We start from the raw sequence: 14,652 nt of genomic DNA, 5'->3' as shown, positions 1-14,652 counted from the left end.
ATTTAAATCTTATAATTTATTTTTAGCAAGGCGCTTCTTTGTAAAACAGGAAAAACCACAAAACTGGTCTCTGGGTTGGCCGCAATAAATTCTGGAGTGGCACCATTGGCGTTGGCACCAAACGCATTAGCTCCAAAAAAATTGGCCAGCCCTTTAGAGTTAAACAGGTTATTTACAATGAGGCTTGCCGAGATATGGTTACTTATTTTATATCCGGTTCCAGCATTAAAAACGCTATAGGAAGAAAGCTTAAAACCATTGGAAACATTACCATAGCGGTTCCCCATGAATTGCCATTTTAAAAAGGCCGAAAGGGTATGGGATGTATAATTACCACTAAGATTAAACATAATTTTTGGATTAAAAGGCAATACATTTCCAGAGTAGTTGATAGTGGTATCATCATCGGTTTCTGTGGTTCCGGCGGCGTCATAAATGTTCCATGTTGAGGCCTTTGGGTTTTGAATAATCCCATTGAAAAGAAAGGAAAAATGTGGTGCTGGTTGATAAGCACTTTCCCATTCTAACCCAAAGGTTCTCGAGGTATTAAAAAGTATGGGGGTGTAAAAAATGGTGTTATTATCCTGATCATATTCAAAATTAGAAATCCCGATGTTTTTAAGTTCACTCCAGAATAAGGTGCTTGTAAATGAAACGGCCTTATTACTAAATTTTACCCCTATTTCTAATTGAGAAATGTTTTGGATTTGACCTTTTTCATTAATGGGGATATTGTCGAAATTATTGAAGTAATAATTGAGCTCGGGGGCTTTATGTCCTTTTGAAAACCGTCCAAACAGTGCAGCGTTTTCGTGTAATCTATAATTAATGCCACCAGAAAAGGCGAGGTACTTATAAGTATAGTCGAATTTATCTTTTTCACCGGTTGGTACTAAGATACTATTGTCGTAAGCTGTATTACGATTCCCGTCCAGTCCACCATCTTGAGAATAGGGACTGTATCGGTCCTTATCCCCGTTGTGCTTGATGGTTTCATAGCGTAGCCCTAAATCCAGGCGGATGGTCTTTGATAAGGTCCACCTGTCATTCAGAAAAGTTGCAAATTGACTAACCTTGGCATTGGCATTTACAAAAAATAATCCCCCATAGTTACTGACACCATTTGAATCGGATAATTGAATTTCGGGAGCTCCCGGGTTTTCAAGAGAGACTTGAAGCATTTTTGGATTAGGTTCATAGGTTACATAGGCAAAACTGCCTTGTGTAAATAATGATGGATTTGAAAATCCTAAAGTCAGGCCTGTGGTCATATCATGACTTGTGAATTGCTTTCTCACGGTTAATTGGTTCATCCATTCATCTGCCGCCATGTCTTTATACCATGCCGAGGTTCCCATAATGGCATCATTCGGCAAAGTGCCGTTTCCTAAATATTGAGCAGATTGTCCGGCTAATATACCACTGTTGTCAACCCGGGCAAGTTCCATTCCGGTTCGGGCATCTTTAAAAACGACCTGTCCAATGGGAAAATCTGCACCGCTAACGAAATAGGCTGTTGGATCACTTAATGACACATAGGCATTGCTTATGGAGGTCTGCCAGTTGGCATTTTTAGAGGAAAATTTAAATCGGTTAGTCACTGTTAAATTATCACCGAAATCTTGTAAAAAGTCGACACCAAATGCCAAATCTCTGGCATGAACACCTTTTGAGGGATCGAAGACATTTGATTTACTTTTATCAAGATGTCTGGCATCGGGAATAGAAGCCTCGTAACCGGGCATTAAAAGTGAAGTTGAACTAAAGTTTTGACCGAATGCAGGTGTTGGATTGTCCCAATTTGTGGCTGCAACTCCCGTCCATCTGTTGGTGTAGTCATCAAGCCATTTTCCATAGAACTTAAGATGACCTCTTTCATATTTTTTTACAACATTGAATTTAAATTGTCCGCCTTTGCTGAATGTAAAATCTATATTCCTGGCACCATCATCCTTACGGTAATGCCCACCAGCATTCATAAACCAATGGTTACCCAGAGGACTACCAATGTTCCCGTCAACTCTATATAGGAAGTTATCATTGCCTTGAGCGCCACCAGAAAATTGAATGTCTCCGCCAAAGCTATTTCTAACATCATGCGACATAAAATTATAGATACCTCCCGGAGCATTTAAAGCTGTTATTGAAGAACTGCCGCCTCTAATGGCCTCTACCTTTTTTACGGTTAAATCCATACGATGAAAAAGGTCCGGACTATAATACGAATGCTGTACGAGACTTACCGGTAGGCCATCTTCTTGAAGGGAAACATAATACCAACCCATATCATCTTCTGCTGAAGCCGAAACCCCTCTGGTATACACTTTGGTATATACTTCACCAGCGGAAGCATCGGTAAAGGTTCCAGGAATGTTTTGTAGCAGACTGGCCGTGCCTTGTGGATAAAATTGCTGAAGTGCTTCACTTTGAAGCTGACTTGTAGACGTATTGGAGTCGAACGGAGTTCTGGGATCGAAAGTACCCGTTACAACAATGGTTTTTAGGTTTAATAAATCATTCTCCAGCACAACAGAAAGATTTAACTCGTCCTGCATCAGTTTTATGCTTTGATTAGCGGTTTTAAAACCAAGGTGGGAAAAGGATATGAAGTATTCGCCTGAAGGAATATCTGTCAAGGTGAAAGTGCCATTGGAATTAGTGATTGTATTCAAATCCATGGGTGTTAATCTCACATTAACTTTATCCAAATAATTCCCGTCAAGGTCTTTTACGGTTCCGCTAATAGTGTATTGGGAATATATGATATTACAATAAGAAAAGAGTATAATAAATATGAAAAGCTTTGTCATTTTAAACATAAGTGAACGGATGGGTTTACACAATTTTTAACTTTTACTGGATTTTGTTTGATACAAAATAGCAGCTGCAGCGATGAGAAGTCCAATAAATTCTCTGGTTCCTTCCAAATAGGGTTTTTCATAAACCATAGCTCCAAAAATTTCCTTCTTATGTTCTGTTTTTAAATAGTCAAGGAATAAAGAAATATGAAAAGCCGCATAAGCCAGCAATCCCATACCAACGATCACCAAAACAAATCTGGGAATGGATATGAAATTTTGTAATAAACATATCGCTGCAACAAGGAAATAAATAAAAAACCAAATCCAACCATCAGGATCATTTAACTGCAGTAGTGCAAAACAGACAAATATCACAAATAGGGTATAATTGACAATCTTTAACATAGGTATCAGGAAATTTACAATGACCAGCCCTCTCTATAGTCCCGTTTTACAAATTGATTGGCTTCCTCAAAATTGGTAATTTTCATGTTCTCACCATCCCAAAGCAATTTTTTTCTACCGGGGTATTCAAATCCTTTACCTTTAGGTTGTCTCAAATTATAACTCCGTATAGCCAGATTACCCATTAAAACACTTTCCGTTAAGGGTCCGGCATAACTAAATGAAGAGGTCAATGCGTCATGTTTGGAGGTTCCATAACCTGCTTTACAGGCTTCCACCCATGCCATATGATGCCCGTTTTCGGGCAAGGTGTTTTCTTCTGAATCATCAAAGGTTAATCGATCACCATTGTTTAAATACACTTTAGGTACCCTACCATAGACACCGCAGGTCATGATGCCTTTTTCACCTATCATAATAACGCCGTTATTGCTGTCGTTATCACCTATAGGATGATCTGGGGGAATCAGGTCCGGATGGAACGGACGGATACCACCGTCGGACCAGGTGAGTAAGACCTCAGAGTTATTTTTATTTGTAGCAGAAAACTTTAATTGTGTTCTGGATGAGGGCGGGCAAGATTCCGGCAAATACTCCGGGGTCCAATCTTTTTTGAAAATGGCACCTACACTACTTTCAACTTCAGTGGGGTAACCCAGTCCTAATACCCTATAAGGAGGATCCATTAAATGACAGCCCATATCGCCCAAAGCACCGGTACCAAAATTCCACCAGCCGCGCCATTTAAAGGGATGATATAGCGGATGGTAATCTACCCATTGTGCAGGACCAACCCAGGTATTCCAGTCCAATCCTTCCAGTAGGCTTAATTTTTCCGTGGGTGTGGCTATACCTTGAGGCCAAACGGGTCTGTTAGTCCATACATGAACTTGATGAACGGAACCAATAAGGCCATCGTCAAACCATTGAATCATTTGTTGAACGCCTTTTCCTGAAGCCCCCTGATTACCCATTTGAGTAACCACCTTATGCACATTCGCCGCTTCTGTAAGTTTTCTGGCCTCATAAATACTATGGGTAAGTGGTTTTTGAACATACACATGTTTGCCAGATTGGATGGCGGCCATTGCAATTACGGCATGGGTATGGTCTGGCGTGGACACGGTTACGGCATCGATGTCTTTTTGCGTATCAAATAATTTTCTAAAATCCTTGTATTTGGCAGCCTTAGGAAATTGATCCATCAATTTTTTGGATTGGTTCCAATCAACATCACAAATGGCAACAATGTTCGAAGCATTATTATTCCAGACATTCATTGCATCTGAATAGCCTTTACCACCACCACCAACAATTGCAATATTTAATTTATCACTGGGAGGGACAAAACCTTTACCCATAACATGTCTGGGGATAATTGAAATTCCCAAACCAGTCAAGGTCGTTGCTTTTATGAATTTTCTTCTGCTATTAGGAATATGATTTGTTTTCATTGTTTAAACCTTTCTAAAAATTATCTGTATCCTTATAGGCTTCAATCACCTTAAGTTCACCTGCTCTACCTTCTACGGAATTCCCGTGTTCCATACCTAAAATACCATTATATCCTTTGGAGTGAATAAATTTAAACACGTTTTTATAATTTATTTCTCCTGTGGTAGGTTCATGACGTCCCGGATTATCACCAATTTGAAAATAAGCAATTTCGTCCCAACATTGCTCTATATTTGGAATTAAATTGCCTTCTTGAATTTGTTGATGGTAAATATCGAATAGTATTTTACACGCAGGGGAGTTAACTGCTTTGCAGATTTGGTAGGCTTGTGGGGATTGACTTAAAAAGAGTCCCGGATGGTTTCTGAAATTTAATGGTTCCAGAACCATGGTAAGGTTATGGGGTTCCAAAATAGCTGAGGCTTGTTTCAGGGATTCAATAACATGCTGGGTTTGGTAGTTCATGTTCTGTCTCAAATCGACATGTCCCGGAACCACGGTCATCCATTTTGCATTAACCCGTTTGGCCACTTCTACCGAAGATTTAATCTCCTTTAAAAACGCTTCGCGCATGGAGAGGTCCCCACTGGCTAGATTGGGTTCTTTCCAGTAAATTTTATGGGCTACAAATACCCCCATGGTCATGTTTCTGTTGACCATGGTTTTGGCCATACTTTCCTGGAGTTCCAATGAACGACTTTTCATGTTATTATCCTCGAATGCCGTAAACCCTTGATCTGCCATAAAATTTAATTGATCTATCGGGTCATTGCCGGCAAGATGTTTAAACATGTCCAAATGAGGGGCATATTTTAAATTAAAGGTGTGCCCTGTCGTACTTTTAATAAAATCCAGGGCCTGCAAACTGGAAAATGACAGGCCTAATGCCGATGTTGCTGCTGTTGTTTTTTTTATGAATGCTCTTCTTTCCAAAATAGTTGATTTTTAATAAAATGTAGTTTGACCCGGAATCGGAATAGGATATGCTCCCTGTTCATCAGGAACAACGGGGGGTATCGCCTTAAAATCGAGTAGATCCTCGTTGGGGACCAATTCCAAATTGGAATTCATGGCGGCATCCCAGAATATTTCTTTTCCAGAATAGGTGGCCATACGTCCAATTATGGCCGTCATGGTGCTTTCGGCAGCATAATTGGCATCGTTAATGACTTCCGATTTATTTCTAATAGCTGCAAAAAGACGATTGTGCTCCACCTGATAGGGATTTTCATCATGCTCACCATCATGTTGGTACAGGGTATTGCCTGAATGGGATTTTAATAGGGCCGAATTGCCTCCGCCATTGTATGAGGTTCCTAATGTGCCTTGAAACCTTTCTGATACCTGGCTAAAACAACCGGGTTGGTGCCTGCACTGACTGGAAATCACCGCACCACTGGGATAGGTGAATTCCACAAAATGATGATCAAATATTTGACCGTGATCCTTGCCATTTCTCACTTCCCTTCCACCCATACCTTGAGCCTTAACAGGATGTTCACCTATAAACCAATTGGCCACATCAATGTTATGAATATGTTGTTCCAATATATGATCGCCACATAGCCAATTAAAATAGTACCAATTACGCATTTGGTACTCCATTTCCGTCATGGTTTCCGTTCTTTGACGTACCCATACACCGGCGCTGTTCCAATACACCTGGCCAGATATTATTTGACCCAAATCGCCATTTTTGATCCGTTTATGCATTTCTAAATACTCCGCTTGATAACGTCTCTGCAACCCAACTACTACATTTAGCTTTTTCTCTTTTGCTTTTTTGGCGGTATCCAGCACTTTTTTAATGCCTGTAACGTCTGTGGCCACCGGTTTTTCCATGAACACGTGCTTGCCTTGTTCTATGGCGTATTCGAAATGTTGTGGCCTGAACCCCGGAGGCGTTGCTAAAATAACAACGTCTGCCTCGTCAATAGCTTTTTTGTAAGATCCAAAACCAACAAACTTATGTTTGGGTTTTAAAGGGATACGACTACTATCAAATAACTGGGACAGATTGGTGTAGGAGGCTTCAATTTGATCTTCAAAGGCATCCGCCATGGCTACTAATTTTACATGGTCATCTGCTTTAAGAGCTTGAACAACGGCACCAGTACCTCGTCCTCCACAACCAATAACAGCTAATTTTAGCATTTTTTCATTTTTAATTGAAGAAGGGGGAGAAGCAAAAAGAGAAGGCCCAAGTAGAATGCTGCCGGTCACCAGGGAAGACTCTTTTACAAAATGACGTCTTGATATTTTTTTGTGTTCCATAATAATTGTTTTAATGCCTTTTTTGTATGGGTTGGTTTAGTTGTTTGTTCGTTTTAGATTCACTGATTAAAATTCAGTGATGCCGATCAAATTTAAGTAAAGTTAAATCCATTGTTTTATATAAGGTGCTAAATTAAGGTTAAAAGTCTACCATGGCCTCAAGCCAATAGGTTTTAATGTCTTGTTTTGATGGCTGTTCCCTTGGTCTAACCACCCTAAATCCAATAAAGGGGGCATCGGTATGCCACCAATAACTTTTGGGTATTTGGGGGTCTCTTCGTTTCCATTTGGGGTTTGATTGTTGTCTTGAGGTGCAACAGACTTTATCGGCGGTGTCTTTCCAAGACCCTCCTCGTAATACCCGTGGGTATAGTTTGGTAGGGATATTCCACGGATTATTTTCTTTGGAAACTTGATAATAATTCGGATCATACTGATCCAAAACCCATTCTGAGACGTTACCCAATAAATCAAAAACTCCTAAATCATTAGCCTTTTTTTGACCTGTTTTTTCATACTTCCCTTGACTGTTTTCCTTATACCAGGCAACCGCCGTTAGACTATCCCCTTTTTTATCGGTGTTACCTGTTTTACATACATATTCCCATTCTGCCTCAGTTGGTAAACGATAAAATATACCCGTCTTTGAGGTTAACCATTTACAGTACATTAGAGCGGCATACTGGGTCATATTGACTGCAGGAGCATGTCCTTTTCCCATATTAAAGCTCATATCGACATAAGGCGGTGTAGCACCAGAAACGGCATCAATGCCCAAAGTCTCCAGTTTGGAGCGGTCCTGAAATTGTGAAGAATCAAAGTTGGCATAAACAAAAGCATCATATTGTTCCCAGGTAATTTCGTATTTGCCTATGTAAAAATCGTCAACCACGACATCATGACCAGGCTGCTCATCCGCGTTTCCCGCATCATTTCCCATAGTAAAATGCCCTCCCGTTATGGGCACCATATCAATGGAAATAGATGCTCCATCGACCAATTGAGAATAGGCTTTAAAGCTTTGTGGATAAACACTATTTGTTTTTAAACCAAACAATAAAATAACACCAAGTTTAAAATAATATATAAGCTTCATTCGGTTAAAGTTCTAAAATCTCTATATTTTTAAATTCAACAGGATGGCTTTCACTTTGTAAGGAAATGAACCCTTTTTTTAAGGGAGTCCCTTCCTGGCTTTTCCAAAACTCAACGTTATAATCCACAGGGCCTCCAATTTGGGGTTTTGAATACTGTAGAACGTTTTCACCATTTATAAAATGTTTGATTATGGAATCGTTTCGTACTTCGACTTCCACCTTTACCCATTGGTCTCCATGATATGTTTTTGATGAAGAATTAATACAATGGGACGTGTACAATTCATTGTTTATGACCACATGGGTACCCGGGGTACACAAATTTCCAGTTGGGCGCTCACCAGAATCTAAACCTCCTAAAAGTTGTACTTCAATCGAAACCGGAAAATCCTGGTCCAGTCCGATGTTTTTTGGGTCTTCACAATGAATCATAATGCCACTATTCCTTCTTGCCCAACCAGCACCACCTGCAACTTGGTCTCCGGTAAACCTGTATTGCATTCTAAATTTGTAATTACTAAAGGGGGTTTTATAATAAATGTGTCCAAAGGAGTTGTTGAAAGAGTCATATGCTTTGTAATTTACCTTCAAAACGCCCTCTTCAACCACAAAAGTGTTGTTGTAATTGTCACCTAATGGATGGCCTTTAATTTTTACCACCCAATCGTTTAGATCCTTACCGTTAAATAATGATTTCCAGTTTTCAGTGTGTTGCTTCGACTTGTTCTGGCAACTTATAAATACCGCTAAACAAAATAATAAAATTAGGGGCGAAGTGGTTTGTAATTTATGATGCATAAGCCGTTAAAGTGATTACAAAGACCATGATTTTCCTCCCGTTAACTCGTTTAAATCACCACAATAGTAAGCACCGGGTATAGGGTCGTATGCCAATACGTGTTCACTAATGTACTCGGTGGTCTTGTAAGCATTAATGGTCATCCATTTGATACTGTTCAAAAATTCTGAGGTGGTAGGTGCCAACGATTCCGGAACTGATTCTCTTTCCTGATCCTTTTCGCCATTAATGAGCATGTAATTATCCAGAAGGTTTCTGTAATCATGTGGTGTTAACTTATTGACTGGGTATTCCTGGTCTGGTTTTAAAAGGTCTAATATTTTAGCCATGCCTGATTTACAATGCACTTGACTTTCATCATCAAAAACTTCATTCATGTATTTATCAATGAATTGTGGTACATTGAGTTCTAAAGCCGATGGTAAATCCTCCGTTTTAGGCAAAATAACATCAACTAAGTTACTTAAGATAACGCCCTCCTCTTCCGTCAAGAACTCTGGAATCCAAGAATTGGTATCACTTGTACAACTTTGCATTAAATTAATTACAGCAGGTGTTGCAAGAAAAAAGGCGGTTGATATGCCCATGTTTTTTAAAGCTTCTCTCCGTTTCATTTGAAAACAATTAAGCGTTATTTTTTTTAAGCTGTTCTGCAGCATGATTTGCTGCTCTTGCCGTAAATGCCATATAAGTTAATGAAGGATTTTGGCATCCTGCGGAGGTCATAAAAGATCCGTCGGTAACATAAACATTAGTACAGGCATGTATTTGGTTATTTTCATTTAATACAGATGATTTGGGGTCTCGACCCATTCTAGCTGTACCCATTTCATGAATGCCTAAGCCCATTGCTCTACTTTCTACATCATCAAAGCCTTCAACATCCTGAAATCCTGCTGATTCTAACATTTTTATGGCCTGTTCCTGCATATCCTTACGCATAGCAAGCTCGTTTTCACCAAAATCGGCATCAAAAGTTACGGTTGGCAGGCCCCAGTCATCCAGCTTGTCGTAATCTAAATACATTCTGTTATTATGGTCAGGCAAGGTTTCTCCAAAAGCCGACAAGATAACATTCCATTCTCCGGGTTTTAAAATGGCTTCTTTGAGCTCTGGACCATACTTCAATTCGGCAACTAATTCAGATGCTTTCAACCTGGTTGCACCTCCCTGATAGCCGTAACCTCTTTTAAATTCCTTAACATTAGTTTTCCCTCCTAAATTCCTAAATCTGGGAATGTATATACCATTCGCCCGTCGTCCTTTAACATATTTATCATTAAAAAGATTGGTTTTTGCCTTTGCACCAACATGAAAATGATGGTCCATAATATTATGCCCCAGTTCGCCACTGTCATTACCTAACCCATTGGGAAACCGATCCGATTTAGATTGTAACAAAATTGAAGTTGAGGCAATAGCCGAAGCGCATAAAAATATGATTTTCGCTTTATATTCCGTTTTTTCTTTCGTTTCTGCATCGATTATCCTAACACCGGTAGCTTGTTTTTTGGTGTCGTCATAAACGACTTCATACACAATGGCATTGGGTCGTAAGGTCATATTACCTGTAGCTTCTGCTGTGGGAAGGGTGGAGGAGTTACTGCTAAAATAGGCACCATAAGGGCAACCACGCATACACCTATTGCGATATTGACACGTACTTCTGCCTAAACCCGGTTTTGTACCTTCCGTAATATGGGCCACACGACCAATAGTAAGGAGTCTTCCATCTTCAAAATGTTCGGAGATTTTGGATTTTAAATGTTTTTCAACACAGTTGAGGTTCATGGGTTTTAAAAATTTTCCATCTGGCAACTGTTTTAATCCCAGGTTTTCACCACTAACCCCAATAAATTCTTCAACATAGTCATACCATGGCGCAATGTCTTTATATCGAATGGGCCAATCTATACCAATACCATCTTCCTTGTTGGCATTAAAATCAAAATCACTTAAACGATAACTCTGTCTTCCCCACATCAGGGAACGCCCTCCTACATGATAGCCTCTAATCCAGTCGAAACGGCGGTCCTCATTGTACGGATGTTTTAAATCATCAACAAAAAAATGCTTGCGATATTCCTTAGTCACATAACCTGTTCTATGCTGTTTATACATTCTTTTTTTGGTCTCTCTTGTGGGCTCTCCACCATTGGGCATATCCCATGGATCCAGGTGAGCGGTAGGGTAATCTTCAATGTGCTTTATCATTCGGCCACGGTCAAGAACAAGAGTCTTTAACCCTTTTTCACAAAGTTCTTTGGCAGCCCAACCACCTGAAATACCAGTTCCTACAACGATTGCGTCAAAAGATTCTTTAGATGGGTCTAAACAGGATGAATTCATTTAAAAGGATTTAAACGGAAATTTTATCAATGAAATTTTTATTTAGAGGCAAATTAGCTATTTTGCATAGAATTAATGTTCAATTTTTTTCAGTGAAAGTAAATATACAACAAATAGCACCATTTGAGGCTGAGGGGGTGGTGTATCATGCCGATACGTGTTTGCCTCTTATTGATGCTGTAAAGCGTAAAAAGTTAAAATTTAAGGCACTGGCCAGATATACCTATCCGGGAGACCGCTTAACCAATGACACCATGGGTTTAAATAGTGTCGGGTACTGGGATGCCAATGAACCTCAAGATTGGGGATTGGACTGGCACAGAAATGAAGGCATAGAAATCCATTTTTTGGAATCGGGTTCCATGCCCTATTCCCAGGAAGGTAAGGATATGATGTTGTCTCCTAATAGTTTGACAATTACAAGACCTTGGGAAGCCCATAAAGTTGGTAATCCAAAAATTGGAATGGGTAAGTTTTACTGGGTCATTTTGGATTTAGGGGTAAGAAGACCTCATCAAAAATGGGTTTGGCCGGATTGGATCATGCTGGCACAAAATGACCTGGAAAGATTGACCACGATTTTAAGGCAAAACGAAAAAATGCATTGGAAAGCCGGCAGTAGAATTCGTGATTGTTTTCAACGGATTAGCCAGGTGGTGAATACAGATATTGAAGGAAGTAATGCTTCAAGAATTAGATTACTGGTGAATTATTTATTGATTTTGATTTTGGATTTGTTGAATACTGAGGATATGGAACTTAATGAGGATCTCATTGATAGTTCTAGAAGCGTTCAATTGTTTTTGAGTGAGTTGGATAAGAACCTTTCTGATGATTGGACTATTGGAAAAATGGCAAAATCGGCAGGTGTGGGTTTGACCAGGTTTACGCATCATTGCAAACGATTAACTAATTTGACCCCCATGCGATATTTGATGATTAAACGTCTAGAAATGTCAAAGAAATTATTGGTGGAAGCACCAAATTTAAGCATTTCTGAAATTGCCTTTAGTTGTGGTTTCTCAACAAGCCAATACTTCTCTACGGTGTTTAAAAAGCATGAAAAAAGCACGCCTATTGAATATCGTGACAAATTTTTACTGGAGGCCGTATCGATAGAAGATGCTTCCGGGTACTAAATTTTGTTTGGTTTTTTGTATAAATCCTTTCACTGAATAAAAATAAACAGGAATTGGCAATTGATTTTATATTTTCACAATAATTATCCTTTTAATCATGTAATTCATTCAATCAGCCCAATGGATATTTGCCGAGTTTGAAAGGTTAACCGGATAATTTTATTCTAGAACAAATGATTTTAAAAAACGCAATTATTAAAGCATCAACAATTGTCCTGGTCCTTCTTACAATTGTTTCATGTGTTAAAAACAAAAAAAAAGAAGCCAATAATGAGATAGAAATGGAACGCGTTGAACATCCTCAATTTAAAATATCGTTAGCTCAATGGTCTTTACACAAGAAGATCAAAAGTGGGGAAATTAGTCCTTTCGATTTTGCTAAGGAGGCCCATGCTCTTGGATTTGAAGCGATAGAATACGTCAGTAGTCTCTATAAAGAAGAGGTTGAATCAATGGGTATGGAGAAGGTAGTAGAAAAAATGAAAACCGAAAGTGAAGTCTATGGCATAAGAAATCTTTTAATTATGGTGGATGAGGAAGGTGATTTGGCTTCCAGTAATGAGGAGGAACAAATTCAGGCTGTTGAGAACCATAAGAAATGGGTAGATGCAGCGCATGGATTAGGATGTCACTCGATACGGGTCAATGCAGATGGAGATGGCAGTTACGATGAATTAATGGCTCAGGCTGTTATTGGATTAAGTAAATTATCAGAATATGCCAAAACAAGAAATATTAATATTATTGTTGAGAATCATGGAGGCTACACGTCCAACGCACAATGGTTGTCTTCTGTAATTAGAGAGGTAAACATGTCCAATTGCGGGACACTTCCGGATTTTGGTAATTTTTGCGTTAAGGGAAGCGTCCACGATTGCGAAGAGTGGTACGATAAATATAAGGGCGTGGAAGAATTGATGCCTTATGCGAAGGCTGTTAGTGCAAAGTCATACGACTTTGATGAATCTGGAAATGAAATAAACATAGATTATAATCGAATGTTGACCGTTGTTAAAAATGCCGGATATTCGGGTTATATTGGTGTAGAATATGAGGGGAGTAATTTAAGTGAAAAGGATGGTATTCTCGCCACCAAAAAATTGCTGGAAAAGTTGCAATAGTACTAAGATATCTAACTAAACTATCATAATTATGGACCACATTAATAAGAATAGACTTTTTATAGCTAGTTGTATAGCTCTAATTGTAACAGCTATGACTTTTGCCATTAGGGCGCGACTTGAAACCGTTTTTGGTCCCGAGGGCGTTGGCTTAACTTTAGAACAGATTGGTTACGCTTTTACACCGGCATTTTGGGGATTTACATTGGCTATGATTATAGGAGGCCCTTTGGTAGATTCCTTAGGAATAAAAAAAATTACCTGGATCGCCTTTATTACCCATGCTATTGGCATTGTTCTAACCTTGATGGCAACAACTATGACCTCATTGTTTATCGCGACACTTTTTGTTGGTATTGGCAATGGTATGGTAGAGGCTGCGCTAAACCCAATGATTGCATCAATGTATCCTGACAAAAAAACCAAAATGCTTAATCGATTTCATGTTTGGTTTCCCGGAGGCATTGTTATTGGTGCTCTGGTCGGGTATTTGGTCATGGATGTCATGGATCTAAGCTGGCAAACTATGGTAGCCACCCTGTTTATCCCTTTAGTCATATATGGGGTTATGTTTTTTGGGCAAAAGTTTCCTGTTACCGAACGTGTGCAAATGGGTGTAAGCTATGGCGACATGTTTAAAAGTGTTTTAAAGCCCTTGTTTATCTTCATGGTTATTTGCATGTTTTTGACCGCAGGCTCAGAATTGGCGAATACCCAAAGAATTGAGTCCTTGCTGAGTAAATCCATAGCGAAACCATTATTGGTTCTGGCATTTATTAATGGTATAATGGCTTTTGGTCGGGCCTTTGCCGGGCAGGTCATTCATAAATTGAAACCGGCAGGGATGTTATTGTTTTCGGCCATTTTTACATTTTTAGGATTATGGTTATTAAGTGCTTCTACAGGCGCAATGGTTATTTTTGCTGCAGCGATTTTTGCCATAGGAGTAACATTTTTTTGGCCGACCATGTTGGGCTTTGTCGCTGAATATTTACCGGAAACCGGAGCTTTGGGATTATCAATCATGGGTGGTGCCGGGATGTTCTCGGTGTCGATAATACTGCCAATCATGGGTAATATGTTGGATAATGCCAGCCCGGATGAAGTTTTGCGAATTATGTCAATTCTACCGGCTATTTTAATTGTGGCCTTTTTAGGGCTTAATATTTACATGAAAAAGAGAAACACGGTACAAGTAGAAAGTTAAGCATT

At 39.3% G+C, this 14,652-nt stretch carries 12 protein-coding genes; 3 read left to right on the top strand and 9 right to left on the bottom strand.

The annotated features are described in order from the left end of the window. Positions 1-2: 2 nt before the first annotated feature. The 9 genes from MR054_RS05115 to MR054_RS05075 all read right to left on the bottom strand — a co-directional run bounded on the left by MR054_RS05115 (position 3) and on the right by MR054_RS05075 (position 11,180). Positions 3-2,810, bottom strand: coding sequence for a TonB-dependent receptor (locus tag MR054_RS05115; protein WP_242156758.1), 2,808 nt, complete (start codon positions 2,808-2,810; stop codon positions 3-5). Positions 2,811-2,846: 36 nt separating this feature from the next. Continuing rightward, complete coding sequence (locus MR054_RS05110; RefSeq protein WP_242156756.1) at positions 2,847-3,206, bottom strand: transmembrane 220 family protein; 360 nt, start codon at positions 3,204-3,206, stop codon at positions 2,847-2,849. Positions 3,207-3,220: 14 nt separating this feature from the next. Beyond that, the gene (locus MR054_RS05105; RefSeq protein WP_242156754.1) at positions 3,221-4,660 is read right to left on the bottom strand and encodes a Gfo/Idh/MocA family protein; all 1,440 of its coding nucleotides are present in this window, start codon (positions 4,658-4,660) and stop codon (positions 3,221-3,223) included. A 13-nt stretch (positions 4,661-4,673) separates the two neighbouring features. Then, positions 4,674-5,594: a hydroxypyruvate isomerase family protein gene (locus MR054_RS05100; protein ID WP_242156752.1), complete on the bottom strand. Its 921-nt coding sequence runs from the start codon at positions 5,592-5,594 to the stop codon at positions 4,674-4,676. Positions 5,595-5,606: 12 nt separating this feature from the next. Next, positions 5,607-6,935 carry a Gfo/Idh/MocA family protein gene (locus MR054_RS05095; RefSeq protein WP_242156750.1) on the bottom strand — a complete coding sequence of 443 codons (1,329 nt, stop codon included), beginning with the start codon at positions 6,933-6,935 and terminating at the stop codon, positions 5,607-5,609. Between the two features lie 139 nt (positions 6,936-7,074). Further along, positions 7,075-8,031: a formylglycine-generating enzyme family protein gene (locus MR054_RS05090; protein ID WP_242156749.1), complete on the bottom strand. Its 957-nt coding sequence runs from the start codon at positions 8,029-8,031 to the stop codon at positions 7,075-7,077. 4 nt (positions 8,032-8,035) lie between these two features. Then, positions 8,036-8,830: a 3-keto-disaccharide hydrolase gene (locus MR054_RS05085; protein ID WP_242156734.1), complete on the bottom strand. Its 795-nt coding sequence runs from the start codon at positions 8,828-8,830 to the stop codon at positions 8,036-8,038. Between the two features lie 15 nt (positions 8,831-8,845). Then, positions 8,846-9,445, bottom strand: coding sequence for a gluconate 2-dehydrogenase subunit 3 family protein (locus tag MR054_RS05080; protein WP_242156732.1), 600 nt, complete (start codon positions 9,443-9,445; stop codon positions 8,846-8,848). Between the two features lie 10 nt (positions 9,446-9,455). Continuing rightward, on the bottom strand, positions 9,456-11,180 hold the full coding sequence (locus MR054_RS05075) for a GMC oxidoreductase (protein WP_242156730.1): 1,725 nt from the start codon (positions 11,178-11,180) through the stop codon (positions 9,456-9,458). 29 nt (positions 11,181-11,209) lie between these two features. Here MR054_RS05075 and MR054_RS05070 point away from each other — a divergent pair, with 29 nt between their 5' ends. The 3 genes from MR054_RS05070 (at position 11,210) to MR054_RS05060 (ending at position 14,647) form a co-directional block, all read left to right on the top strand. Continuing rightward, complete coding sequence (locus tag MR054_RS05070; protein ID WP_242156728.1) at positions 11,210-12,319, top strand: AraC family transcriptional regulator; 1,110 nt, start codon at positions 11,210-11,212, stop codon at positions 12,317-12,319. Between the two features lie 173 nt (positions 12,320-12,492). After that, positions 12,493-13,440 (top strand): sugar phosphate isomerase/epimerase family protein, encoded by a 948-nt coding sequence (locus tag MR054_RS05065; protein WP_242156720.1) that lies wholly within the window; start codon positions 12,493-12,495, stop codon positions 13,438-13,440. Between the two features lie 31 nt (positions 13,441-13,471). Next, positions 13,472-14,647 (top strand): MFS transporter, encoded by a 1,176-nt coding sequence (locus tag MR054_RS05060; protein WP_242156708.1) that lies wholly within the window; start codon positions 13,472-13,474, stop codon positions 14,645-14,647. Positions 14,648-14,652 lie beyond the last annotated feature (5 nt).

Source organism: Aestuariivivens sediminis, assembly GCF_022662105.1.
In the GTDB taxonomy this organism is placed as follows: domain Bacteria; phylum Bacteroidota; class Bacteroidia; order Flavobacteriales; family Flavobacteriaceae; genus Aestuariivivens; species Aestuariivivens sediminis.
The sequence above is the reverse complement of the archived record's forward strand: the minus strand, read 5'-3'. Positions and strand labels throughout refer to the sequence as shown.

Coding starts and splice junctions, on each gene's coding strand:
- MR054_RS05115 (WP_242156758.1), bottom strand. CDS start 2,810: ATGACAAAGCTTTTCATATTTATTATACTCTTTTCTTATTGTAATATC.
- MR054_RS05110 (WP_242156756.1), bottom strand. CDS start 3,206: ATGTTAAAGATTGTCAATTATACCCTATTTGTGATATTTGTCTGTTTT.
- MR054_RS05105 (WP_242156754.1), bottom strand. CDS start 4,660: ATGAAAACAAATCATATTCCTAATAGCAGAAGAAAATTCATAAAAGCA.
- MR054_RS05095 (WP_242156750.1), bottom strand. CDS start 6,935: ATGGAACACAAAAAAATATCAAGACGTCATTTTGTAAAAGAGTCTTCC.
- MR054_RS05090 (WP_242156749.1), bottom strand. CDS start 8,031: ATGAAGCTTATATATTATTTTAAACTTGGTGTTATTTTATTGTTTGGT.
- MR054_RS05085 (WP_242156734.1), bottom strand. CDS start 8,830: ATGCATCATAAATTACAAACCACTTCGCCCCTAATTTTATTATTTTGT.
- MR054_RS05080 (WP_242156732.1), bottom strand. CDS start 9,445: ATGAAACGGAGAGAAGCTTTAAAAAACATGGGCATATCAACCGCCTTT.
- MR054_RS05075 (WP_242156730.1), bottom strand. CDS start 11,180: ATGAATTCATCCTGTTTAGACCCATCTAAAGAATCTTTTGACGCAATC.
- MR054_RS05070 (WP_242156728.1), top strand. CDS start 11,210: ATGAAATTTTTATTTAGAGGCAAATTAGCTATTTTGCATAGAATTAAT.
- MR054_RS05065 (WP_242156720.1), top strand. CDS start 12,493: ATGATTTTAAAAAACGCAATTATTAAAGCATCAACAATTGTCCTGGTC.
- MR054_RS05060 (WP_242156708.1), top strand. CDS start 13,472: ATGGACCACATTAATAAGAATAGACTTTTTATAGCTAGTTGTATAGCT.